Origin of the sequence: Actinoplanes sp. NPDC051346, from assembly GCF_040682215.1 — a bacterium.
In the GTDB taxonomy this organism is placed as follows: Bacteria; Actinomycetota; Actinomycetes; order Mycobacteriales; family Micromonosporaceae; genus Actinoplanes.
The window spans coordinates 908866-931408 of sequence record NZ_JBFBAJ010000001.1 but is presented as its reverse complement, the minus strand read 5'-3'; the positions used below and the strand labels follow the sequence as shown (position 1 = coordinate 931408).

Annotated in this window: 20 protein-coding genes and 1 pseudogene; 1 reads left to right on the top strand and 20 read right to left on the bottom strand. The window is 71.3% G+C overall.

The window, feature by feature from the left end; translation table 11 throughout:
• Positions 1–19: 19 nt before the first annotated feature.
• The 15 genes and pseudogenes from AB0M36_RS04170 to pyrR all read right to left on the bottom strand — a co-directional run.
• Positions 20–409, bottom strand: a pseudogene (locus tag AB0M36_RS04170) (cytochrome P450); the annotation flags it as partial.
• A gap of 228 nt (positions 410–637) precedes the next feature.
• Positions 638–3022 carry a primosomal protein N' gene (locus AB0M36_RS04165; protein WP_364152275.1) on the bottom strand — a complete coding sequence of 795 codons (2385 nt, stop codon included), beginning with the start codon at positions 3020–3022 and terminating at the stop codon, positions 638–640.
• A gap of 448 nt (positions 3023–3470) precedes the next feature.
• Positions 3471–4661 carry a methionine adenosyltransferase gene (gene metK / locus AB0M36_RS04160; RefSeq protein ID WP_364151967.1) on the bottom strand — a complete coding sequence of 397 codons (1191 nt, stop codon included), beginning with the start codon at positions 4659–4661 and terminating at the stop codon, positions 3471–3473.
• A 75-nt stretch (positions 4662–4736) separates the two neighbouring features.
• A complete protein-coding gene (coaBC, locus tag AB0M36_RS04155) occupies positions 4737–5960 on the bottom strand; it encodes a bifunctional phosphopantothenoylcysteine decarboxylase/phosphopantothenate--cysteine ligase CoaBC (protein ID WP_364151965.1) in 1224 nt (407 codons plus the stop codon).
• A gap of 85 nt (positions 5961–6045) precedes the next feature.
• On the bottom strand, positions 6046–6309 hold the full coding sequence (gene rpoZ, locus AB0M36_RS04150; protein WP_071807772.1) for a DNA-directed RNA polymerase subunit omega: 264 nt from the start codon (positions 6307–6309) through the stop codon (positions 6046–6048).
• A 49-nt stretch (positions 6310–6358) separates the two neighbouring features.
• Complete coding sequence (gene gmk / locus AB0M36_RS04145; protein ID WP_364151961.1) at positions 6359–6958, bottom strand: guanylate kinase; 600 nt, start codon at positions 6956–6958, stop codon at positions 6359–6361.
• A gap of 32 nt (positions 6959–6990) precedes the next feature.
• Positions 6991–7308 carry an integration host factor, actinobacterial type gene (mihF, locus tag AB0M36_RS04140; protein ID WP_285684834.1) on the bottom strand — a complete coding sequence of 106 codons (318 nt, stop codon included), beginning with the start codon at positions 7306–7308 and terminating at the stop codon, positions 6991–6993.
• A gap of 185 nt (positions 7309–7493) precedes the next feature.
• Positions 7494–8324 carry an orotidine-5'-phosphate decarboxylase gene (gene pyrF / locus AB0M36_RS04135; RefSeq protein ID WP_364151958.1) on the bottom strand — a complete coding sequence of 277 codons (831 nt, stop codon included), beginning with the start codon at positions 8322–8324 and terminating at the stop codon, positions 7494–7496.
• Between the two features lie 22 nt (positions 8325–8346).
• Positions 8347–9606 carry an adenosylmethionine--8-amino-7-oxononanoate transaminase gene (locus tag AB0M36_RS04130; RefSeq protein ID WP_364151956.1) on the bottom strand — a complete coding sequence of 420 codons (1260 nt, stop codon included), beginning with the start codon at positions 9604–9606 and terminating at the stop codon, positions 8347–8349.
• On the bottom strand, positions 9603–10607 hold the full coding sequence (locus AB0M36_RS04125; RefSeq protein ID WP_364151953.1) for a quinone-dependent dihydroorotate dehydrogenase: 1005 nt from the start codon (positions 10605–10607) through the stop codon (positions 9603–9605). The genes AB0M36_RS04130 and AB0M36_RS04125 overlap by 4 nt, the downstream gene beginning before the upstream one ends.
• Positions 10604–13912 carry a carbamoyl-phosphate synthase large subunit gene (gene carB / locus AB0M36_RS04120; RefSeq protein WP_364151951.1) on the bottom strand — a complete coding sequence of 1103 codons (3309 nt, stop codon included), beginning with the start codon at positions 13910–13912 and terminating at the stop codon, positions 10604–10606. The genes AB0M36_RS04125 and carB overlap by 4 nt, the downstream gene beginning before the upstream one ends.
• Positions 13912–15063, bottom strand: a complete 1152-nt coding sequence (gene carA / locus AB0M36_RS04115; protein WP_364151948.1) for a glutamine-hydrolyzing carbamoyl-phosphate synthase small subunit — start codon at positions 15061–15063, stop codon at positions 13912–13914. Before carA ends, carB begins: the two co-directional genes overlap by 1 nt.
• Positions 15060–16340 carry a dihydroorotase gene (locus AB0M36_RS04110; protein WP_364151946.1) on the bottom strand — a complete coding sequence of 427 codons (1281 nt, stop codon included), beginning with the start codon at positions 16338–16340 and terminating at the stop codon, positions 15060–15062. The genes carA and AB0M36_RS04110 overlap by 4 nt, the downstream gene beginning before the upstream one ends.
• Positions 16337–17299, bottom strand: a complete 963-nt coding sequence (locus tag AB0M36_RS04105) for an aspartate carbamoyltransferase catalytic subunit (protein ID WP_364151943.1) — start codon at positions 17297–17299, stop codon at positions 16337–16339. The genes AB0M36_RS04110 and AB0M36_RS04105 overlap by 4 nt, the downstream gene beginning before the upstream one ends.
• On the bottom strand, positions 17296–17862 hold the full coding sequence (gene pyrR, locus AB0M36_RS04100) for a bifunctional pyr operon transcriptional regulator/uracil phosphoribosyltransferase PyrR (protein ID WP_364151941.1): 567 nt from the start codon (positions 17860–17862) through the stop codon (positions 17296–17298). The genes AB0M36_RS04105 and pyrR overlap by 4 nt, the downstream gene beginning before the upstream one ends.
• A gap of 307 nt (positions 17863–18169) precedes the next feature.
• Here pyrR and AB0M36_RS04095 point away from each other — a divergent pair, with 307 nt between their 5' ends.
• On the top strand, positions 18170–18658 hold the full coding sequence (locus AB0M36_RS04095) for a transcriptional regulator (RefSeq protein ID WP_071807762.1): 489 nt from the start codon (positions 18170–18172) through the stop codon (positions 18656–18658).
• Between the two features lie 248 nt (positions 18659–18906).
• Here AB0M36_RS04095 and nusB read toward each other — a convergent pair whose 3' ends face one another.
• The 5 genes from nusB to AB0M36_RS04070 form a co-directional block, all read right to left on the bottom strand.
• Positions 18907–19317 (bottom strand): transcription antitermination factor NusB, encoded by a 411-nt coding sequence (gene nusB / locus AB0M36_RS04090; protein ID WP_364152272.1) that lies wholly within the window; start codon positions 19315–19317, stop codon positions 18907–18909.
• 23 nt (positions 19318–19340) lie between these two features.
• A complete protein-coding gene (gene efp, locus AB0M36_RS04085) occupies positions 19341–19898 on the bottom strand; it encodes an elongation factor P (RefSeq protein WP_364151938.1) in 558 nt (185 codons plus the stop codon).
• 76 nt (positions 19899–19974) lie between these two features.
• A complete protein-coding gene (gene aroQ, locus AB0M36_RS04080) occupies positions 19975–20406 on the bottom strand; it encodes a type II 3-dehydroquinate dehydratase (protein WP_364151935.1) in 432 nt (143 codons plus the stop codon).
• Positions 20407–20491: 85 nt separating this feature from the next.
• Positions 20492–21568, bottom strand: a complete 1077-nt coding sequence (gene aroB, locus AB0M36_RS04075) for a 3-dehydroquinate synthase (RefSeq protein WP_364151933.1) — start codon at positions 21566–21568, stop codon at positions 20492–20494.
• Between the two features lie 59 nt (positions 21569–21627).
• Positions 21628–22530 carry a LysR family transcriptional regulator gene (locus tag AB0M36_RS04070; protein ID WP_364151931.1) on the bottom strand — a complete coding sequence of 301 codons (903 nt, stop codon included), beginning with the start codon at positions 22528–22530 and terminating at the stop codon, positions 21628–21630.
• Positions 22531–22543: the final 13 nt, after the last annotated feature.

Here is a 22543-nt window from a genome sequence, read left to right as displayed (position 1 = left end):
GGGTGAAGACTTGACGCCCTCAGGCTACGGAGCCCGGCGCGCCCCTGCAGTCTACGGAGCCCGGCGCGACCGGAAGAGTCGCCCATCCGCGCAGCGTGAGCCGGTCACGGCGGACCGGCTCACCGGCTGCCTCGATCGCCGGAAAACGACGCAGCACGGCGGGCAGCGCGACCTGCGCCTCGAGCCGCGCCAGCGGCGCGCCGAGGCAGTACTGCCTCGGCGCGCCGAACGACAGCGGCGCGTTGCCGGACCGGTCCGGATCGAAGCGGTCCGGGTCGGCGAACCGGGCCGGATCCCGGTTGGCGGCGCCGAGGAACAGAACGACTTCGCTGCCGGCCGGCACGGGCAACCCGGCGATCCGGGTGGCCGCCCCCGCGAAGCGTTCGGTCAACCGCACCGGGGAGTCGAAACACCGCGGTGAGCGCCTCGGCGAGCCGCCGGAACTGCGGCCGGTCGGCCTCCGGCACCCCGAGCAGGGCGCAGATCACCGCCGATGGGCAACGGGTACGCGGGGTAGGGATCATGCCCGGCACCGGGCGACAGCAGCCGGGAGACGGCTTCGGCGACGTTCATCGCTCCATTGTGCTGACGACGCACATCAATGTCGATCTCCACCGACTCAGCGGCCCCGCTCCGGTCACAGCAGCTCCGCCGGGTCGATCTGAACGCGCACCGACAGCGCCGCCTTCTTCGCGCTGCGCACCGCGGCGCCCTCGTGCAGGGCGCGGGCCAGGTCGGCGGCGCGGCTCCGGGACACCCGCACCAGCATGCGTTCCTGATCGTCGGGGGCCGGCACCGGCCCGAGCACCTCCGCGCCGTCGGGCAATCGGGTCGCCGCGAGCAGCTCCGCGACCGCCTCGGTGCGGCCGGTGAGACTCGCGAACCGGGCGGCCGGCGGAAACCGCAGCTCACGGCGCTCGGCCAGCTCGCGTGCCGCGAACCACGCCGGATCCCACCGCAGCAGCGCCTGCACCGGCGCGAGCGAACCGTCGGCGACGACCACGACCCGACCGCCCGCCGCCCCCGGCCGGGCCAGCGCGGCGGCGGACAGCCACCGCCGCATCGTCTCCTCGGCGGCCCGCAGGTCAGCACGGCTCAGCAGCGCCCAGGTGTCCAGCAGGAGCACCGCGCCGTACCCACCCTCGGCGATCGGCTCCGCACCCGGCGTCGCGACGACCACCGAGGCATCGCCGGGCACGGTGTCGAGGATCTCGTCCCGTCCGGAGGTGCGCACGGGCACGCCGGGGAAAGCTCGTCCGAGTTCCTCCGCCGTCCGCCGGGCACCGGTCACCGAGGCCCGCAGCCGGCGGCCACCACACGCGGGACACGCGTACACCGCGGCGGCACGCCCGCACCAATGACAGGCAGGCACCGAACGCGCACCAGCCAGCCCGAGCGGCCCGGAACAGTGCGGACACCGCGCGGGCGTCCGACACTCGGCGCAAGCCACCGACGGCAGGTAGCCGCGCCGAGGCACCTGAACGAGCACCGGCGCGCCGGACTGCAACGCCTGCCGCGCGGTCTGCCACGCCAGGCTGGGCAGCCGCGCGGTCACCGCACCCGGGTCGCGAGCGAGCTGCGGATCGTCACCGGTAGGCGCGATGGCGGGGCAGCGGGCCCGCAACACCTCCCGGGAGGCCACGATCTCCTTCGCCCATCCCGTTTCCAAAAGCAACTGCGCTTCTCCGGTACGCGCGAAGCCGCCGACAAGCGCAGAACACCCGGCCAGCTGCGCCCGGGTGAGCAGCACCTCCCGGGCATGCGGATAGGGCGCCCGCGGCTCGGCATGCAGATCGTCGCCGTCGTCCCAGATGACGACGAGCCCGACATCGGCGACCGGCGCGAACATGGCCGCCCGCGTCCCCGCGACGACGGAAACCCGGTGGCGACTCGCGGCGAGGAACCGCCGGTAGCGCTCCGAGGGCCCGGCGGCGGCATGCAGCGCCACGTGCCGCCCGTCACCGAGCCTCGCGGTGAGCGCCCGATCAAGCCGCTCGAGATCCCGGGCGTCGGGCACGACGGCGACGACGCCCCGCCCAGCCCGCACGGTGGCCGCCGCGGCCTCGGCGATCCGGGCGGGCCAGTCCTCACCCGGTAGGGCGGACCACACCGCCCGCGCCGGGCGGCCTTGTTCGAGAGCGCGAAGAAAGGGAGCCCCGGCCGAGTAGGCATCCCATCCGCTCTGGCCGCTGCCGTCGCTCTGATCACTGACGTCGCCTTGGCCGCTGACGTCGCCCTGGCCACCCACGTCGCCCTGGCCACCGACGTTGCCCTGATCGCTGCCGTCACTCTGGCCGCCGCCGTCACTGTGGCCGCCGACGTTGCCCTGGCCACCGACGTTGCCCTGATCGCTGCCGTCACTCTGGCCGCCGCCGTCACTCTGGCCGCCGCCGTCACTCTGGCCGCCGCCGTTGCCCTGATCGCTGCCGTCGTTCTGCTCCCGACGACTCGACGAGTTCGGCCTAAGCGCGCCTTCTGCGTCGCTCAGGTGGCTCTCATCGCCGTGAGTCTCAACGGCACCGGGAACCCGGCCCGGCCCGGCGGCAGCATCGCCCGTGGCCGCGAGGCTGGCAGGGACCGCGTCACCGACGGGAACCAGGCTCGCCGCACCGACAGGAGCGCCATCGACGGGAGCGGCACCGACAGGAGCGGCACCGACAGGAGTCGGATCGGCCGTGGGGGTGGCTTGGGTTTCGACGCGGGCGTGTCGGGGTGGCACTGCCAGCCGCAGGACGTCCGGGAGGCTTCCCGAATAGCGGTCGGCGATCGCTCGGGCGAGGCGGGCGATCTCCGGATCGAGGACGCGCTCGGCGGAGACCACCTTTTCCAGATAGGCGAGCTTGGCGTGGGCGCTGGACTCCACCCGTTCGAGCAGGAAGCCGTTGACCAGCTGGCCCGCGAAACGCACCTTCACCCGCACGCCGGGCTGCGCCGCGGCGTCGTCGGCCGCCGGGATGAGGTAGTCGAAAGGCCGGTCGAGGTGGGGCAGCGGCACGTCGACGCAGACGCGGCCGACCGGCAGCACCGCCGCCGGTTCCCGCTCCCTGCTCTTCGCCGTCACCCGCCCATTCTCGCGCCGGGGTATGACATCCCCGGCGAACAGCGCGGCCTCACCCTCGCGCTCCGCATCGGCCTCTCCGAGACCGTCGTGCTCGCCACGTCTGTCCCCCGGCCCGTCGCGCCCCACGGCCGTCTCCCCCGGACCCGTGCGCCGCACGGACGGCCTCTCGGACACCGCATCAACCACGCCCGGAACCCGACCCGCTCGCCGCACGGACGCCCTCCCAGACACCGCATCAACCACGCCCGGAACCCGACCCGCTCGCCGCACGGACGCCCTCCCGGGGACCGCATTGGCCGCGCCGGGAAATGGAAAGGGTGCCCCGGACCTGGCCGGGGCACCCTTTTGCTGCGTCAATGCGGTCGGACCTCTCGGGACCGGGCCGGCGCGCCCCGCCGGGCGGTGCGGGTCAGGCCGCCGCGGACTTGAGGTCCTGGGCGCGGTCGGTGTTCTCCCAGAGGAGCTCCGGCAGCTCGCGGCCGAAGTGGCCGTAGGCCGCGGTCTGCTGGTAGATCGGGCGCATCAGGTCGAGGTCGCGGATGATCGCGGCCGGGCGCAGGTCGAAGACCTCGTTGATGGCCTTTTCGATCCGCTCGACCGGGACGTTCTCGGTGCCGAAGGTCTCGACGAAGAGGCTGACCGGGTGGGCTTTGCCGATGGCGTAGGCGACCTGGGTCTCGCAACGCTCGGCGAGGCCCGCGGCGACCACGTTCTTGGCGACCCAGCGCATCGCGTACGCCGCGGAGCGGTCCACCTTGGACGGGTCCTTGCCGGAGAACGCGCCGCCGCCGTGGCGGGCGTAGCCGCCGTAGGTGTCGACGATGATCTTGCGACCGGTGAGGCCGGCGTCGCCCATCGGGCCGCCGATCTCGAAGCGGCCGGTCGGGTTGACCAGCAGGCGGTAGCCCTCGGTGTCCAGGCCGAGGCCCTCGAGCTCGGGGGCGATGACGTGCTCGCGAACGTCGGGGGTCAGCAGCGACTCGAGCGAGATGTCGGCTGCGTGCTGCGACGACACGACGACCGTGTCGAGGCGGACCGGGCGCAGACCGTCGTACTCGATGGTGACCTGGGTCTTGCCGTCCGGGCGCAGGTAGGGGATCGTGCCGTCCTTGCGGGCGGCCGACAGGCGCCGCGCGAGGCGGTGCGCGAGCGCGATCGGCAGCGGCATGAGCTCGGGGGTCTCCGAGCAGGCGAAGCCGAACATCATGCCCTGGTCGCCGGCGCCCTGCGCGTCGAGGACGTGCTCGGAGTTGCCCTCGCGCAGCTCGACGGCGCTGTCGACGCCCTGGGCGATGTCGGGCGACTGCGAGCCGATCGAGACGCTGACGCCGCAGGAGGCGCCGTCGAAGCCCTTCTTCGACGAGTCGTAGCCGATGCCGAGGATGGTTTCGCGCACGATGCTGGGGATGTCGGCGTACGCCTGGGTCGTCACCTCTCCGGCGACGTGCACCTGACCGGTGGTGATCAGGGTCTCCACCGCGACGCGGCTGCGCGGGTCCTGCGAGAGCAGTGCGTCGAGAATGCCATCGCTGATCTGATCAGCGATCTTGTCCGGGTGGCCTTCCGTGACCGACTCGGAAGTGAACAGGCGGCGTGCCACGGTGCTCCTCAGATTCGTCGAAGGTTCGTTCCGCGGCAGTGTAGTCACCGCGGCTTAATGGGCGCAGGCCCGGTCTTATGCCGTCCCATCCTGCTTGGCCTGGGGTTCGAGACGAAAGACGACCTCGTCCCAGATAGCGTCGGCAACCTCGTCTTTGGGAAGTTCGCCGAGGCCACGGGTGCTGCCGTCGGCGCCCAGGATGGTCACCGTGTTGTGGTCGGCGCCGAAGACCAGGTCAGTGCCCACCTCGTTAACGACGATCAGGTCGGCGCGTTTCCGGGTGAGCTTGATCCGGGCGTTCTCCAGCGCGTCGCGGGTCTCGGCGGCGAAGGCCACCAAGAGCTGACCTGGGCCTTTTGCCGCGCCGATCTCGGCGGCGATGTCCGGGTTGGTGACGAGCGCGATGGCCGGCACCACGCCGTCGTCGGTCTTCTTGATCTTGTGTTCGGCCACGTCGGCGGGGCGGAAGTCGGCGGGGGCGGCGGCCATGACGACGACGTCGGCTCCGGCGGCGGCCTCGACCGTGGCCTTGCGCAGTTCCTCGGTTGTGCCGACGGGCACCACGTCGGCACCCGCCGGCACGCCGAGTGTGACGTTCGCCGCAACCAGGGTCACCCGGGCGCCGCGGGCGACCGCCGCGCGGGCGAGGGCGTACCCCTGTTTGCCCGACGACCGGTTGCCGAGGAAGCGCACCGGGTCGAGCGGCTCCCGGGTGCCGCCGGCGGTGACCACGACGTGACGTCCGGCGAGATCGGCGCCGCCGGCGGTGCCGCGCCGCAGCACCCGCAGCGCGGTGGTGAAGATCTCCTGGGGGTCGGGCAGCCGTCCCTTGCCGGTGTCGGCGCCGGTCAGCCGGCCGACCGCGGGCTCGATGACGACGTGACCGCGCTCGCGCAGCGTGGCCACGTTGGCCTGGGTGGCGGCGTTCTCCCACATCTCGGTGTGCATCGCGGGCGCGAAGACCACCGGGCAGGTCGCCGTCAGCAGCGTGTTGGTCAGCAGGTCGTCGGCGAGGCCATGGGCCGCCTTGGCGAGCAGGTCGGCGGTGGCGGGTGCGACGACGACGAGCTCGGCCTGCCGGCCGATCCGCACGTGCGGCACCTCGTGCACGTCGTCCCACACCGCGGCGGTGACCGGCCGCCCGGACAGCGCCGCCCACGTGGGCTGGCCGACGAACTCCAGCGCCGACGCGGTCGGCACGACGCGCACCCCGTGACCGGACTCGGTGAAGAGCCGCAGCAGCTCACAGGCCTTGTACGCGGCGATCCCACCGCAGACGCCGAGCACGACCTCGGTCATGACCACTCCCGTCAGACGAGACGACCCGCGGCCGCAGCAGCGCGGACGCGGGTCGGAACTTGCTCGAAGTAAGCCCGGAGGACGCTCAGGGCTGGTCGGTGGCCTCGGCGGTGAGCAACCCCGCGTTGATCTCGCGCATCGCGATCGACAGCGGCTTCTCCTGCGGCGTCGTCTCCACGAGGGGGCCGACGTACTCGAGGAGACCCTCACCGAGCTGGCTGTAGTAGGCGTTGACCTGGCGGGCGCGCTTGGCCGCGAAGATCACCAGCGAGTACTTCGACGAGGTCTTGTCGAGCAGCTCGTCGATCGGCGGGTTGGTGATGCCTTCGGGGTTGGCGATGGTTCCCACGGAATGGTTTCCTCACGATTTTGGGAGCTGAGCCTGCGAGTCGGCGTCCCTACGCCTCCGGCGCCTGGGCGGGAGTCAGGAACGACGAACCGAGCAATCCTACCAGCTCGTCCGCGGCGCGCTCGACGAAGTCGTTGACCACCGTACGGTCGAATTCCTTCTCGGCGGCCAGCTCCTCGTCCGCGTGGGCGAGGCGGCGGCGGATGGTCTCCTCGTCGTCGGTGCCACGGCCGATGAGGCGGCGGCGGAGCTCCTCGACGCTCGGCGGGGCCAGGAACACCAGCTGGGCGTCGGCCATCGTGCCGCGGACCTGGCGGGCGCCCTGGAGGTCGATCTTCAGCAGCACCGGTCGGCCCTGCGACAGCCATCCCTCGACCTGGGCCCGGGGCGTGCCGTAGAGGTTGCCGGCGAACTCCGCCCACTCCAGGAGCTGGTCGCCGTCGACGAGGCGCTGGAACTCCGAACGGGTGACGAAGTGGTAGTGCTCACCGTCGGTCTCGTAGTCCCGTTTCTTGCGGGTGGTCACCGACACCGACAGCTTGATCCATGGCGAGCGCGCCCGGATCAGCTCGATCACGCTGTCCTTGCCCACCCCCGAGGGGCCGGAAAGGACGGTGAGTCGGGCTGCCGGGCGCGCGTCGTCATCCATGCTCACAGGCTCATTGAACACGAGCCGGTAAGTCAGTTCGCAGCGAACTCCCCCAGGAGGGCCTTACGCTGCTGCTCACCGAGGCCACGAAGGCGACGGCTGTCGGCGATCTTGAGCTTCTCCATGATCTGGGTGGCCCGGATCTTGCCGATGCCCGGCAGCGCCTGGAGCACGGCCGAGACCTTCAGCTTGCCGACGACATCGTCGCCCTCAGCCCGGTCGAGCACGGCGGCGAGGGTGGTCTTGCCAGACTTGAGCTGATCCTTCAGCTCTGCCCGGGCCTTGCGAATTTCCGCGGCCTTCTCTAGCGCGGCTGCACGCTGCTCGGGGGTCAATGACGGGAGCGGCACCAGTTCTCCTCAGGTCCCTATCGCGCTGGTAGTTGAATACCGGCGCATCTGTGAAACGTGGTGTGCCTGGGAACCAAAGGGGCATGTGGTTCCCGGCGCCGGGAAAACTAGCGGCTCAACGGCGCTTTCGGCAACGTGGGGGTACCCCTCACCGGCCTGCGGCCCGGCCTGGTAGGCGGCCCGTTTCACCCGATCACGGCCCGGCAGGCGGCCGCAGCGCGTTCCGCGGCGGCCCGCAGCGCGCCCGCGTCCGGGCCCGCCGACAGAACCTCGCGTGAGTACGAGGGCAGCACGTTCCGCAGGCTCTCGCCGAAGATCGCCTTGAGGCCGGCGGGGTCTCCGCCCTGGGCTCCGAGGCCCGGAGCGAGCAGCGGCCCGTTGACGGCCGAGAGATCGTGACCGGTCTCTCCGATCGTCGCGCCGACCACGAGTCCCACGCTTCCAAGATCTCCCGCACCTGCGTTGAGCTGGGAAATCTCGTCGATGACGGTCTGCGCGACGGTCCGGCCGTCGGCGGCGCGCGCATGCTGGACGGACGGTCCCTCGGGGTTCGAGGTGAGCGCGAGAACGAAGACGCCGCCGCCGTTCGCGGCCGCCACGTCGAACGCCGGCCGCAACGAGCCGACGCCGAGATAGGGACTCACAGTAATCGCGTCAGCACACAGAGAACTGTCCGGATCCAGATAGGCGCTCGCGTACGCGCCCATCGTCGAGCCGATGTCGCCCCTTTTGACGTCCAAGAGCACGAGCACGCCGGCCTCTCGTGACTGTCGGATAGTTGACTCAAGGATGGCGATGCCGCGTGATCCAAATCTCTCGAAAAACGCCGACTGCGGCTTGAAGACGGCGACCCGATCGGCCAGTGCTTCGACAACCGTAAAGCTGAAGCGTTCCAGGCCGGCGACGTCGTCCGAGAGGCCCCACTGGGCCAGCAGAGCGGCGTGGGGATCGATGCCGACGCACAGCGGTCCCCTGGCATCCGTGGCGGCGCGCAGCCGCCGTCCGAAGGTCTCCATGGGCGGTGATTCCCCTTTCGTGTCAGGTGGCGGACACCGCGGCGGCGATTCCCCGGGTAATGAGGGCGACGTCGGCGTCGTCCGCCACGTAGGGCGGCATCGTGTAGATCAGGTCCCGGAAGGGCCGCAGCCACACCCCCGCGCCCACGGCCGCCGCCGTGGCCCGGGCCATGTCGACCGGCCGGTCGAGCTGCACGACGCCGATCGCGCCGAGAACACGCACGTCAGCGACCCCGGGAAGGCCTCTCAGCGGCTCCAGACCGGCCCGCAGCCCCCGCTCCAGGGTCTTTACGCGCCCACGCCAGTCCTGAGCCCTCAGCACGCCGATGGAGGCGTTCGCGACGGCACAGGCGAGCGGGTTGCCCATGAAGGTGGGGCCGTGCGCGAGCCCGCCCGCGCTCCCGGCGCTCACGGCGTGCGCGACGGCCGGGGTGCACAGGGTCGCGGCCAGGGTGAGATATCCCCCGGTCAGTGCCTTTCCCAGACACATGATGTCGGGGGTCACCCCGGCGTGGTCCGCGGCGAACAACTCACCCGTACGCCCGAAGCCGGTCGCGATCTCGTCGAAGATCAGCAGCACGTCGTGCGCCGCGGTCGCCTCCCGCAGCACCCGCAGGTACTCCGGATGGTGGAACCGCATGCCGCCCGCGCCCTGCACGACCGGCTCGACGATGACGGCGGCGAGTTCGTCCGCGTGTCGCTCGACCATGCCGGCCAGCGCGGCGGCGTACGTTTCGTCGTAGTCGGCCGGCGGCGCGTCCGCGAAGACCTGGGTCGGCAGGACGCCGGTCCACAGTGCGTGCATGCCGCCGACCGGGTCGCAGACGCTCATCGGGTGGAACGTGTCGCCGTGATAGCCGCCACGCCACGTCGCGAGCCGTCGCCGGCCCGGCCGCCCCCGCGCGAGCTGCGCCTGCAGGGCCATCTTGATCGCGACCTCGACGCCGACCGAGCCGGAGTCGGCGAGGAAGACGTGCTCCAGGCCGTCCGGGGTGAGCTCCACCAGCGTGCGGCACAGCTCGACCGCGGGCGCGTGGGTGAGGCCGCCGAACATCACGTGGCTCATCCGCGCGGCCTGGTCGGTCAGGGCGGCGTCGAGGACCGGATGGCGGTAGCCGTGGATGGCCGCCCACCACGACGCCATGCCGTCGACCAGCTCACGGCCGTCGTCCAGCCTGAGGCGGACGCCCTGGGCGCTGTCGACGACGTAGGGTTCGCCGCGGCCGGGCATCGGCCCGTACGGATGCCAGACATGGGCCCGGTCGAGGGCGAGCAGATTCATCGGCGGGCCCGGGCCGCCGCCCTGACCAACGCCGGGCCCCGGTAGATGAAACCGGTGTAGAGCTGCACCAGCGACGCGCCCGCGTCGAACATCCGCGTCGCGTCGTCGGGCTCCACGATGCCGCCCACGCCGATGATCGGCAGCTTCCCGCCGGTCTCCCGGTGGACGAACCGGACGATCTCCCGGGCCCGCTCGGTCAGCGGCCGCCCGGACAGCCCGCCGGCCTCGGCCGCCCGCGCCTGGTCGGCGGGGGCGAGGCCGTCGCGGCTCAGCGTCGTGTTGGTGGCGATCACCCCGGCCGCGCCGTAGGCCAGGCACACGCTGAGGAGCTCGGCGATGGCGGGCTCGGAGAGATCGGGGGCGATCTTCACGAGGACCGGCGTCTTGCCGACCAGGGCGCCGAGCAGCGCGGCGATCGCCGACTTGTCCTGCAGCGTGCGCAGGCCCGGCGTGTTGGGCGAGGAAACGTTCACCGCGATGTAGTCCGCGTACGGATGGAGCAGCTCGTAGGAGGTCAGGTAGTCCTGCACCGCCTCCTCGAGCGGGGTGATCTTGGATTTGCCCAGCGAGACACCGAGCGGAATGCCCAGCGGCCCCAGCGCCTTCAGCCGGCCCGCGAGCGCTTCCGCGCCCTCGTTGTTGAAGCCCATCCGGTTGATCACGGCCTCGCTGTCGCGCAGCCGGAACAGCCGGGGACGGTCGTTGCCGGGCTGCGGGCGGGCGGTCACCGTGCCGACCTCGACGAAGCCGAACCCGAGGGCGGGCCAGGCCGGCAGCGCCACGCCGTTCTTGTCCATGCCGGCGGCGAGCCCGACCGGATTGGGGAACCGCACGCCGAAGTGCTCGACCGGGGCGCTCACGGCGTAGCGGCGGCGCAGCAGGGCCCGGGCGCCGGAGCTCAGCCCGGCCAGCCGGTCCAGGGTGAACTCGTGTGCCCGCTCGGCGTCGCCGCCGCCCACCCGGAACAGCACCGGGCGGACGGCGGTCTCGAAGATGGTCACTCGGTCTCCCGCAGCGCGGCGTGCAACTCCTGCAACGGGCGTACGGACATGTCGCCGCGCATCAGCGCCTCGATGCCCATCACCGCCGCCGCGGCACCCGGCACCGTCGTGATGCTCGGGATGTCGAAGGTGACCGCCGCGCTGCGGATCTCGTAGCCGTCCGAGCGGGCACTCGCCCCCGAACCCTGCGGCGTGTTGATGATCAGCGCGATCTCCCCCGCGCCGATCAACGCCACCGCGTTGCGGCCGGGGCTCTCGAAGTGCTTGGGGACGATCTCGCACTCGATGCCGTGGCGGCGCAGGACCTCGCCGGTGCCCGCGGTCGTGACGATCTCGAAGCCCAGGTCGGCGAGGCGCTTGATCGGGAAGATCATCGAGCGCTTGTCGCGGTTGGCCACCGAGACGAAGACCTTGCCGCCGGTCGGCAGCGAGCCGTACGCGGCCGCCTGCGACTTCGCGAACGCCGGGCCGAAGCTCGGGTCGATGCCCATGACCTCGCCGGTCGATTTCATCTCGGGCCCGAGCAGGCTGTCCACGCCCTTGCCGGCCGGGGTGCGGAACCGCTTGAACGGCAGCACCGCCTCCTTGACCGCGATCGGCGCGTTCGGCGGGATGTCGCCGCCGTCGCGGGTACGCAGCAGCATGCCCTCTTCGCGCAGCTCGGCGATGGTCGCGCCGAGCATGATCCGGGCGGCTGCCTTGGCCAGCGGCACCGCGGTCGCCTTGGAGACGAACGGCACCGTCCGCGACGCGCGGGGGTTGGCCTCCAGCACGTACAGGGTGTCGTCCTTGAGGGCGTACTGGACGTTGAGCAGGCCCTGCACACCGACGCCGCGAGCGATGGCCTCGGTGTAGCGGCGTACCTCGTCCAGGTGCGACCCGGCGAGGGTGACCGGCGGCAGCGTGCAGGACGAGTCGCCGGAGTGGATGCCGGCCTCCTCGATGTGCTCCATCACGCCGCCGAGGTAGACCTCGCCGGTGGCGTCGCAGAGCGCGTCCACGTCGATCTCGATCGCGTCGTCGAGGAAGCGGTCCACCAGCACCGGGTGGTCGGGCGAGATCTCGGTGGCGCGGGCGATGTAGTCGGCCAGGGTCGGCTCGTCGTAGACGATCTCCATGCCGCGGCCGCCCAGCACGTAGGACGGGCGGACCAGCACCGGGTAGCCGATCGCGTCGGCGATCGCCTTGGCCTGCTCGAAGGACGTGGCCGTGCCGTGCTCGGGCGAGCGCAGGCCGGCCTTGGCGAGCACGGCGCCGAAGGCGCCCCGGTCCTCGGCCAGGTCGATCGACTCGGGCGAGGTGCCGACGACGGGCAGCCCCGCCGCCTTGAGCCGACGGGCCAGCCCCAGCGGGGTCTGGCCGCCGAGCTGCACGATCACGCCCACCACACCCGGGCCGCCGGCGGCCTTGCCGGAGACGTCCTCGGAGTGGAAGACCTCGAGGACGTCCTCGAAGGTCAACGGCTCGAAGTACAGCCGGTCGGCGGTGTCGTAGTCGGTGGAGACGGTCTCCGGGTTGCAGTTGACCATGACGGTCTCGTACGCCCCCTTGAGCGCCATGACCGCGTGCACACACGAGTAGTCGAACTCGATGCCCTGCCCGATGCGGTTCGGTCCCGACCCCTGGATCAGCACCTTGGGCCGGTCGGAGGGCGCGACCTCGGTCTCCTCGTCGTACGTGGAGTAGTGGTACGGCGTCCGCGCCTCGAACTCGGCCGCACAGGTGTCCACGGTCTTGTAGACGGGCCGGACGCCGAGCCGGTGCCGCAGCACCCTGACCCCGTCCTCGCCGGCCAGCTCCGGGCGCAGCGCCGCGAGCTGGCGGTCGGAGAGCCCGCACCGCTTGGCGCGGCGCAGCAGGGCCTCGTCCAGCACCGGCGCGGCGAGGATCTCCGCACGCAGGTCGACCAGGGCCTGGATCTCGTCGAGGAACCAGGGGTCGATGCCGCCGCTCGCCTCGTGCACCTGCTCGACGCTCGCGCCGAGGCGCAGCGCCGCCTCGACGGTGTAGAGGCGGCCGTCGTGCGGGATGCGCAGCGCCGCGAGCGCCTCGTCGCGGTCGGTGAACGACGGTGCCGTCCAGAACCCGGCGGCCTTGGTCTCCATCGAGCGCATCGCCTTGTTGAGCGCCTCGGCGAAGTTGCGGCCCAGGCTCATCGCCTCGCCCACGGACTTCATCGTCGTGGTCAGCTCGGGGTCGGCGCCGGGGAACTTCTCGAAGGCGAACCGCGGGATCTTCACGACCACGTAGTCCAGCGCCGGCTCGAAGGCCGCCGGCGTCTTGAGCGTGATGTCGTTGGGGATCTCGTCGAGCGTGTAGCCGATCGCCAGCTTGGCGGCGATCTTCGCGATCGGGAAGCCGGTGGCCTTCGAGGCGAGCGCGCTGGACCGCGACACCCGCGGGTTCATCTCGATCACGACCAGGCGGCCGTTCTCCGGGTTGATCGCGAACTGGATGTTGCAACCGCCGGTCTCGACGCCGACCTCGCGCAGCACCGCGATGCCGAGGTCGCGCAGCTGCTGGTATTCGCGGTCGGTCAGCGTCATGGCGGGGGCCACGGTGACGCTGTCGCCGGTGTGCACGCCCATCGGGTCGATGTTCTCGATGGAGCAGACGACCACGACGTTGTCGTGCTTGTCGCGCATCAGCTCGAGCTCGTACTCCTTCCAGCCGAGCACGCTCTCCTCGATCAGCACCTCGTGCACCGGGGAGGCGGCAAGGCCGGAGCCGGCGATGCGCTCGAGGTCCTCGTCGGTGTGCGCCATGCCGGAGCCCAGGCCGCCCATGGTGAACGACGGCCGGATGACCACCGGCAGACCGAGCTCGGCGACGGTCGCCGTGACCTCGTCCATCGAGTGGCAGACCCGGCTGCGCGGTGTCTCGCCCCCGGCCTTCGCGACGATGTCCTTGAACAGTTGGCGGTCCTCGCCGCGGCGGATCGCGTCGATGTTGGCGCCGATCAGCTCGACGCCGTACTTGTCGAGAACGCCGTTGTCGTGCAGGGCCACCGCGGTGTTCAGCGCGGTCTGCCCGCCGAGGGTGGGCAGGATCGCGTCCGGCCGTTCCCGCGCGATGACCATCTCGACGAACTCGGGCGTGATCGGCTCGACGTACGTGGCGTCGGCGAACTCCGGGTCCGTCATGATCGTCGCGGGGTTGGAGTTGACCAGGGAGACCCGCAGGCCCTCGGCGCGTAGGACACGGCAGGCCTGGGTGCCGGAGTAGTCGAACTCGCAGGCCTGCCCGATCACGATCGGCCCGGAGCCGATCACCATGACGTGTTGGAGGTCGGTGCGCTTCGGCATCAGGCGTCCACTTTCTCGACGAGCTCGACGAAGCGGTCGAACAGGTAGTCCGCGTCACGCGGGCCCGCCGCCGCCTCGGGGTGGTACTGGACGGTGAAGGCGGGCACGTGCAGCGCCCGCAAGCCCTCGACCACGTTGTCGTTGAGGCAGACGTGCGAGACCTCGACGCCGCCGAACTCCGTGTCGATCACGGTGTCCAGCGGGGCGTCGACGGCGAAGCCGTGGTTGTGGCTGGTCACCTCGACCTTGCCGGTGGTCTTGTCGAACACCGGCTGGTTGATGCCGCGGTGGCCGTACCCGAGCTTGTAGGTGCCGAAGCCGAGCGCCCGGCCCAGGATCTGGCTGCCGAAGCAGATGCCGAACAGCGGCAAGCGGCGCGCGAGCGCGGCGCGGGCCAGCGCGACCGGACCGTCGGCGGTAGCCGGGTCGCCCGGCCCCGGCGACAGGAAGACCGCGTCGGGATTCACCGTGAGCAGGTCCTCAAGGGAGGATGTGGCGGGGAAGACATGCGTGGTGACGCCCCGCGCGGCCAGCCGGCGCGAGACGTTGCGCTTGATGCCCAGATCGAGGGCCGCGACCGTGAAACGATGCTCCCCGACCGCGTCGACCGTGTAGCGCTCGGCCGTGCTGACCTCGGCGGACAGGTCGGCGCCGAGCATCTCGGGCGCGGCCTTGACCCGGGCCAGCAACGAGGCCGGGTCGAGGTCGACGGTGGAGATGCCGACGCGCATCGCCCCGCGCGAGCGCAGGTGCCGGGTCAGCGCGCGGGTGTCGACGCCGCTGATGCCCACCACGCCCTCGGAGGTCAGGCGCTCGCCCAGGTCCCCCGTGGCACGCCAGTTGGAGGGCCGCCGGGCCGGGTCACGCACGACGTAGCCGGCCACCCAGATGCGGTCGGACTCGTCGTCCTCGTCGTTGACGCCGGTGTTGCCGATCTGCGGCGCCGTCTGCACGACGACCTGCCGGTGATACGACGGGTCGGTCAGCGTCTCCTGGTAACCGGTCATGCCGGTGGTGAACACGGCCTCGCCGAAGGTCTCCCCCTCGGCGCCATAGGAGGTGCCGGTGAAGGTGCGCCCATCCTCGAGCACAAGAATCGCTGGGCTGCCAAGGCGGCTTCGCCGCACTGCACTAAAAGAGTTGGAATTCATCTAACGGCCTTCCCATCCAGGACAGTCGGCTCTCCCCGGAGGAAGGTCGCGACGATGCGACCCGGCAGGGTGGTGCCCTCGTACGGTGTGTTGCGGCTGCGGCTGGCCAGCTCGGCCGGGTCCACGACCCGGCGGGCGGACGGGTCCACCAGCGTGAGGTTGGCCGGCGAGCCGGCGGCGAGATCCGTGCCGTGCCCGGCCAGGCCCGCGATCCGGGCGGGAGCGCGCGACATGCGCTCGGCGATCAGCTCCCAGCAATGATCGGGGCTCAGATCGCCTAGGACGCTCAGCACCACTGGCAGGGCGGTCTCGAGGCCGACCATGCCGGGGCGGGCGTACGCCCACTCGCACTCCTTGTCCTCCACGGCGTGGGGGGCGTGATCGGTGGCGACGATGTCGATGACCCCGTCGACGAGAGCCTGCCGCAGCGCCCGCACGTCGGCGGCGGTGCGCAGCGGCGGGTTGACCTTGAAGACCGGGTCGTAGCTGGCCGCGAGCTCGTCGGTGAGCAGCAGGTGGTGGGGGGTGACCTCGGCGGTCACCCGCACACCCCGGGCCTTCGCCTGGCGCAGCACCTCGACCGACCCGGCCGTGGAGACGTGGCAGACGTGCAGGCGGCTGCCGACGTGCTCGGCGAGCAGCACGTCGCGGGCGATGATCGCCTCCTCGGCGACCGCCGGCCAGCCGGTGAGGCCGAGCCGGGTGGAGACCTCGCCCTCGTGCATCTGGGCGCCCTCGGTGAGCCGCGGCTCCTCGGCGTGCTGGGCGATGATGCCGTCGAAGGCCTTCACATATTCCAGGGCGCGGCGCATCAGGCGCGGGTCGGCGACACAGAAGCCGTCGTCGGAGAAGATCCGCACCTTTGCGGCGGAGGTCGCCATCGCGCCCAGCTCGGCGAGCTGCTTGCCGGCGAGGCCGACGGTGACCGCGCCGATGGGCTGCACGTCGACCAGGCCCGCCTCGCGGCCCAGCCGCCACACCTGCTCCACCACGCCGGCGGTGTCCGCGACCGGCGAGGTGTTGGCCATCGCGAAGACGGCGGTGTAGCCGCCCAGGGCCGCCGCGCGCGAGCCGGTCTCGACCGTCTCGGCGTCCTCGCGGCCGGGCTCGCGCAGGTGGGTGTGCAGGTCGACCAGGCCGGGCAGGGCGACGAGGCCCGCGGCGTCGATCGTCTCGTCGGCCCTGCCGCCGCCCTCGGCGATCACGCCGTCGGAGATCAGCAGATCGGTCGGCGCTCCACCCACGACGGAGACACCTCTGAGGAGATATGAGGTCATGCCTTGCCTCCCAGCAAGAGATAGAGAACCGCCATCCGGGCGCTGACGCCGTTGGCGACCTGTTCGACGATCGTGGAACGCGTGGAGTCGGCCACCTCGGGAGCGATCTCCATGCCCCGGTTCATCGGCCCTGGGTGCATGACGATCGCGTGCTCCGGCAGCTTCTTCATGCGCGGAGCGTCGAGCCCGTAGCGACGGCTGTATTCGCGGGCGGAAGGGAAGAACGAATCCTGCATCCGCTCGGTCTGCACCCGCAGCATCATGACGACGTCAGCTTCGGGGAGGACGCTATCGAGGTCGTACGACACTTCCACTGGGGGTTCATTCGGTTTTCCGCCGCGGGCAGGCTCAGTCTTCTCGGAGAGCGCCGCCGCCACGTCCAGCGGGATCAGGGTCGGCGGGCCGACCAGGGTGACCTGCGCCCCCAGGGTCGTGAGCAGCAGAACGTTGGACCGCGCGACGCGACTGTGCAATACGTCACCCACGATCGCGACCCTCAAGCCGTCGATCTTCCCGAGCCGGGACCGCATCGTGTACGCGTCCAGCAGCGCCTGCGTGGGGTGCTCGTGAGTGCCGTCGCCGGCGTTGATCACCGAACCGTCCACCCAGGACGCGAGCCGGTGCGGCGCCCCGGAGGCCGGATGCCGGATCACGACCGCGTCGGCACCCATCGCCTGCAGGGTCAGCGCCGTGTCCTTGAGGCTCTCGCCCTTGGAGACGCTGGAACCCTTCGCGGAGAAATTGATGACGTCCGCCGACAGCCGCTTGGCCGCGGCCTCGAACGAGATCCGGGTACGGGTGGAGTCCTCGTAGAAGAGGTTCACGACCGTACGGCCCCGCAGGGTCGGCAGCTTCTTGACCTCCCGGCCGGCGAGAGCCGCCATCTCCCCGGCGGTGTCCAGGATCAGTGTGGCGGTGTCCGCGTCCAGATCCGCCGCGGAGCGCAGATGCTTGATCATGCGGTGCCTCCGAAGAGCTTGACCTCGTCGACGCCGTCGTCGGTCTCGGCGAGCGACACGCGTACCTTCTCGGCCAGCGCGGTCGGAATGTTCTTGCCGACGTAGTCGGCGCGGATCGGCAGCTCGCGGTGTCCCCGGTCGACCAGCACGGCGAGCTGCACCGAGCTCGGCCGGCCGACGTCGCTGAGGGCGTCCAGCGCGGCCCGCACCGTACGCCCGGAGAACAGCACGTCGTCGACGAGGATCACCCGGCGCCCGTCGAGACCGCCGCCCGGAATGTCGGTCTTGCCGAGCGCCCGGGTGGCGTGCAGCCGAAGATCGTCGCGGTAGAGGGTGATGTCCAGCGCCCCGACCGGAATGTCGATGCCCTCGAAGGCATGGATGCGGGAAGCGAGACGGCGCGCCAGCGGCACGCCACGGGTCGGGATGCCGAGCAGCACCGTGTCGGTGGCGCCGGACGTCTTCTCGAGGATCTGATGAGCGATCCGGTCGACGACCCGCTGCAGGTCGGACCCCGAAAGAATGATCTTGGTAGAACCTGTGTCGGCGCGTGGGTATGCCACGGCGGACCTCCTTCCCCGCCTCACGGGACGGGTCGTTAAAGGACGTCAGTGCTCTTTTGTAGGCGCAGCGGGCACCCCGATCAAGGGCCGCCCGATGGCTGACGCTACGTTACCAGTGAGCGCGGCGATGACCATGGTGACGTGGCCGACCCACGGACCAGACGGACGAATGCGGGCAACTCTCTCCCTGGCTCAGCGACTCATCGGCGACCGACACTTGACCAGGGCTGGCAAACTCCGTACCGTCACGCAGCGTAGCGATCCGGGGGAAGAACCCCCCGGGCCAGCACAGTTTTGGAGTGTCCGAATGCCGTCTGAGTACGCCAAGTCGTTGGGCGCCCGCCTGCGCTCCATCCGCCAGCAGCAGGGCCTGTCCCTGCAGGGCGTGGAAGAGAAGTCGAACGGCCGGTGGAAGGCCGTGGTGGTGGGCTCGTACGAGCGTGGCGACCGCGCCGTCACCGTATCGCGCCTGGCCGAACTGGCCGACTTCTACCGCGTGCCCGTGTCGGAGCTGCTGCCCGACGGCAGCGGCGTCCGGCTCGAAGCCACCAACAAGATCGTGCTGGACCTGGAGAAGCTGTACGACGCCGCCGGCGAGGACCTCGCCTACGTCGCGCGCTACGCCCGGGCCATCCAGCAGCAGCGAGGCGACTACAACGGACGCGTGCTGTCGATCCGCGCGGACGACCTGCGGGCGCTCGCGATCGTGTACGACATCTCGCCGTCCGGCTTGATCGAGCGCCTCACTGAGGCCGGCGTCCTGGTAGCCGACCCCCGCGCCTTCTTCGCTAGCTGAGCTGTTACATGGCTGTTTACATGGCCTCGCTTCGCTCGGCGGGGATCGCGCCCCTTTAGGTCGTTGTCGAGGACACCGAAACGGACCACGGCAAAGTTCGCCTAGTCCGTTTCGGCGCCCTCGACAACGACGGGCGCGATCCGACTTTGGTTGCGGTTACACCAGGGTGAGGCTGAGCGAGGATGTAGCCGTGGGTAGACGAAAGCCCGCATCGCATGGCGATGCGGGCTTTTGCGTGTTTTGGCTGGTTAGCGGGTGGCGAATTCGGCGATGCGGCCGAGGATGCCGTTGAGGAAGCGGGGGCTGTCGTCGGTTGACATCTGCTTCGCGAGCTCGACCGCTTCGGTGATCGCGACCGGGTCGTCGATCTCCGGGAGGTAGAGCAGCTCGTAGACGGCGATGCGGGCCAGGTTGCGGTCCACGACCGGCATGCGTTCCAGGGTCCAGCCCTCGGCGTAGCTGGCGATCAGCTCGTCGATGCGGTCCAGGTGCCGGGCGACGCCCTCCACCAGGCCGACCGTGTATTCCAGGTGCTCGGGGTGGGGCTTGGCGATCCGATCCAGGTAGGTCGCGAGGACCTGGCTCGGCGGCAGGTCGCGCAGGTCGGCCTCGTAGAGGACGTCGAGCGCGCGCTTGCGCGCCTTGCGGCGCGCCGGCATCTGCGTCTTGGGGCCTTCGGCCATCAGCTGCGGCCGAGGTAACGGCCGTCGCGGGTGTCGACCTTGATCTTCTCGCCGGTGGTGATGAAGAGCGGGACCTGGACGGTGGCGCCGGTCTCGACGGTGGCCGGCTTGGTGCCGCCGGTCGAGCGGTCGCCCTGCAGGCCGGGCTCGGTGTAGGTCACCTCGAGGAAGACGCTGGTCGGCAGCTCGATGTAGAGCGGCACACCCTCGTGCGTCGCCACCGTGGCCTCGGCCTCGGGAAGCAGGTAGTTGGCCAGCTCGCCGACCGTGCCCTTGGGCACGTGGATCTGCTCGAAGGTGTCCAGGTCCATGAAGACGAAGTCCTCACCGTCCAGGTACAGGTACTGCATCGTGCGCTTGTCGACCGTGGCGGTGTCGACCTTGGTGCCGGCGTTGAAGGTCTTGTCCACGACCTTGCCAGAGAGCACGTTCTTGAGCGTGGTGCGCACGAACGCCCCACCCTTGCCCGGCTTGACGTGCTGGAACTCAACCACAGCCCACAGCTCGCCGTCGAGGTTGAGCACCAGGCCGTTCTTCAGGTCGTTGGTGGAAGCCATGTCCTGCCTTGTTCTGGGGAAACGTAGAGGTGACCGATGGAGTTTACCGGCGCACACGGTCACCCGGCGAATCGGGTCAGAGCCGCCCCGCGACATGCCGCAGGGCGAGGCGGTAGCCGTCGACGCCCAGACCCGCGATCACCCCCGTGGCGACCGCCGAGACGACCGAGTGGTGCCGGAACTCCTCGCGGGCGTGGATGTTGGAGATGTGCACCTCGACCAGGGGGGCGCGCAGCATCGCGCAGGCGTCGCGGACCGCGTACGAGTAGTGCGACCAGGCGCCGGGGTTGAGCACGACCGGCGCCGGCTCGTCCGCCGCGGCGTGCAGCCAGGCCAGCATCTCGTGTTCGGCGTCGGTCTGCCGCACCTCGACGTCCAGGCCCAGGTCCCGGCCGGTCTCCTCGCACAACGTGACGAGGTCGGCGTACGACGTCACGCCGTACACGTCGACCTGCCGGGTGCCGAGACGCCCGAGGTTGGGACCGTTGAGCACGTACACCCGGGTCATGCTGTGCCCTCCATTGGCATGCCCTTCTGGCCCTCGCCGTCAAGGCCGACCGCGGCGCACGGCCGGGGAGGCTCGGTGCGGGCGGTCATGCCGCGACCGCCCGGTAGGCCTGGGCTAGCACGGACTCGTCCGAGACGGCGAGAATGCCGGGGCGAGCGAGGCCGTCCAGCACGACGAAGCGCAGGGTGTCGGCGCGGGCCTTCTTGTCGATGCGCATCGCGGCGAGCAGGTCGGTCCAGGCGTCGGCGCGGTAGGAGACCGGCAGGCCGAGCAGGGACATCACCGAGCGGTGCCGGGCGGCGGTGGCGTCGTCGAGGCGGCCGGTCAGGCGGCCCAGTTCACCGGCGTAGACCACGCCGACCGCGACCGCGTGGCCGTGCTTCCAGCCGTACGCCTCGAGGTTCTCGATCGCGTGTGCGAGGGTGTGTCCGTAGTTGAGGATCTCGCGCAGTCCCGATTCGCGCAGGTCGACGCCGACCACGTCGACCTTCACCTGGATCGCGCGTTCGACCAGCTCGCGCAGCACGGCACTGCGGGGGTCGGCGGCGGCCGCCGGGTCGGCCTCGACCAGGTCGAGGATCACCGGGTCGGCGATGAAGCCGCACTTGATCACCTCGGCGAGCCCGGCGGTCAGGTCGTCGGCCGGCAGAGTGTCGAGCAGGTCGAGGTCGCACAGCACGCCGGCCGGCGGGTGGAACGCGCCGACCAGGTTCTTGCCCGCGGCGATGTTGACGCCGGTCTTGCCGCCGACGGCCGCGTCGACCATGCCGAGCAGCGACGAGGAGACGGGCACCCAGCGCACTCCGCGTAGCCAGCCGGCGGCCACAAACCCGGCGAGGTCGGTCACCGCTCCCCCGCCGACGCCCACCACGACGTCCGTACGGGTGAAGCCGGCCGCCCCGAGCGCGTCCCAGCAGCGGGCCGCGACCTCGACGGACTTGCCCGCCTCGGCATCGGGGACCTCGATGGGCAGCGGGCGCACGCCGGCCCGCTGGAGAACCTCGGCGATCCTCTCGGCGCGCTGCTTCAGCGGCGCGGCATACAGGATCGCGGCACGCACGGCACCGTCGAGGAGGGCGGGCAGGGCTCCGAGCAGATCACGGCCGACGAGCACGTCGTAGGGCCGGTCGCCGGACACGGATATGCGAGTCATGTCGTCCATCGGCCTCGATCGTAGTGGCGACACCATTGGTCCGGTGCGGCGAGGCTCCACGACGGGCTCTATCGCGCGGCCTGTGCGCGGATCGCGTCGACGACCAGCTCGGCGGCCGGGCTGGGCTCGTGCCGGCCGCGCCGGTGGGTCAGGTTGATCCGGCGGGCGCCGGCCTCGGGCGCCGGCAGGATCCGGACCAGGGCGGGTTCGACCATGGGCAGGGCGAGCGCCGGGAGCACCGCCGCCGCGAGCCCGGCCGCCACGATGGCGACGACGGCCGGGAACTCCAGACACTCGTGGCCGCGGCTGAGGTCCGCGTCGTGGGCGGCGGCGATCCGGTCGAGGGCCTCGCGGGCGGCGGAGCCCGGTGGCCCGTCGGTCCACGGGCGGCCCAGCAGGGCCTCGACCCCGGCGACCGGTGCCCAGCTCGCCGGGTAGACGACGTGGAAGGGGTCGTCGAGCAGCCGTACGGTGCGCAGGTGCGGCCCGCCGGGCCGATCGCCCGGGCGGGCGTCGTGCACGAGCAGGTCGAGTCCGCCGGCCCGGAGCGCGGCGAAGCCCGGTTCGGGTTCGATCTGGCGGATGCGCACCCGCACGGCCGGATTGACCATGGCCACCGCCGCGGCGGCCGGAGCCAGCAGATGCCGGATCGCCGTCGGAAAGCCTCCGACCTCGACCGGCCCACTGACCTGGCCGGTCAGCGCGGCGAGGTCGCGCTCGGCGGTGGCGAGCGTTTCGGCGAGGCGGGCGGCGTGCGCGGCCAGGAGCCGCCCCGCCGGGGTGAGGCCGGCCGCGCGCCGGCCGCCGAGGCGGGACCGGTCGAGCAGGGTCACGCCGGTCTCGGCCTCCAGCCGCGCGATGTGCTGAGACACCGCTGACGGGGTCAGTCGCAGCACGCCGGCCGCGGCGAGCACGCCACCGGCATTGGCCACCGCGCCGAGGACGGCGAGGCGGCGCGGGTCGATCCGCATTCGGAAACACTAC

What these genes read in the sequence shown, in the direction of transcription:
- AB0M36_RS04105 (WP_364151943.1), bottom strand. Translation starts at nt 17,299, where the DNA reads ATGATCAAGCATCTGCGCTCCGCGGCGGATCTGGACGCGGACACCGCC.
- AB0M36_RS04070 (WP_364151931.1), bottom strand. Translation starts at nt 22,530, where the DNA reads ATGCGGATCGACCCGCGCCGCCTCGCCGTCCTCGGCGCGGTGGCCAAT.
- carB (WP_364151951.1), bottom strand. Translation starts at nt 13,912, where the DNA reads ATGCCGAAGCGCACCGACCTCCAACACGTCATGGTGATCGGCTCCGGG.
- aroB (WP_364151933.1), bottom strand. Translation starts at nt 21,568, where the DNA reads ATGGACGACATGACTCGCATATCCGTGTCCGGCGACCGGCCCTACGAC.
- AB0M36_RS04130 (WP_364151956.1), bottom strand. Translation starts at nt 9,606, where the DNA reads ATGAATCTGCTCGCCCTCGACCGGGCCCATGTCTGGCATCCGTACGGG.
- coaBC (WP_364151965.1), bottom strand. Translation starts at nt 5,960, where the DNA reads ATGACCGAGGTCGTGCTCGGCGTCTGCGGTGGGATCGCCGCGTACAAG.
- gmk (WP_364151961.1), bottom strand. Translation starts at nt 6,958, where the DNA reads ATGGATGACGACGCGCGCCCGGCAGCCCGACTCACCGTCCTTTCCGGC.
- nusB (WP_364152272.1), bottom strand. Translation starts at nt 19,317, where the DNA reads ATGCCGGCGCGCCGCAAGGCGCGCAAGCGCGCGCTCGACGTCCTCTAC.
- AB0M36_RS04095 (WP_071807762.1), top strand. Translation starts at nt 18,170, where the DNA reads ATGCCGTCTGAGTACGCCAAGTCGTTGGGCGCCCGCCTGCGCTCCATC.
- AB0M36_RS04110 (WP_364151946.1), bottom strand. Translation starts at nt 16,340, where the DNA reads ATGACCTCATATCTCCTCAGAGGTGTCTCCGTCGTGGGTGGAGCGCCG.
- carA (WP_364151948.1), bottom strand. Translation starts at nt 15,063, where the DNA reads ATGAATTCCAACTCTTTTAGTGCAGTGCGGCGAAGCCGCCTTGGCAGC.
- efp (WP_364151938.1), bottom strand. Translation starts at nt 19,898, where the DNA reads ATGGCTTCCACCAACGACCTGAAGAACGGCCTGGTGCTCAACCTCGAC.
- pyrF (WP_364151958.1), bottom strand. Translation starts at nt 8,324, where the DNA reads ATGGAGACCTTCGGACGGCGGCTGCGCGCCGCCACGGATGCCAGGGGA.
- aroQ (WP_364151935.1), bottom strand. Translation starts at nt 20,406, where the DNA reads ATGACCCGGGTGTACGTGCTCAACGGTCCCAACCTCGGGCGTCTCGGC.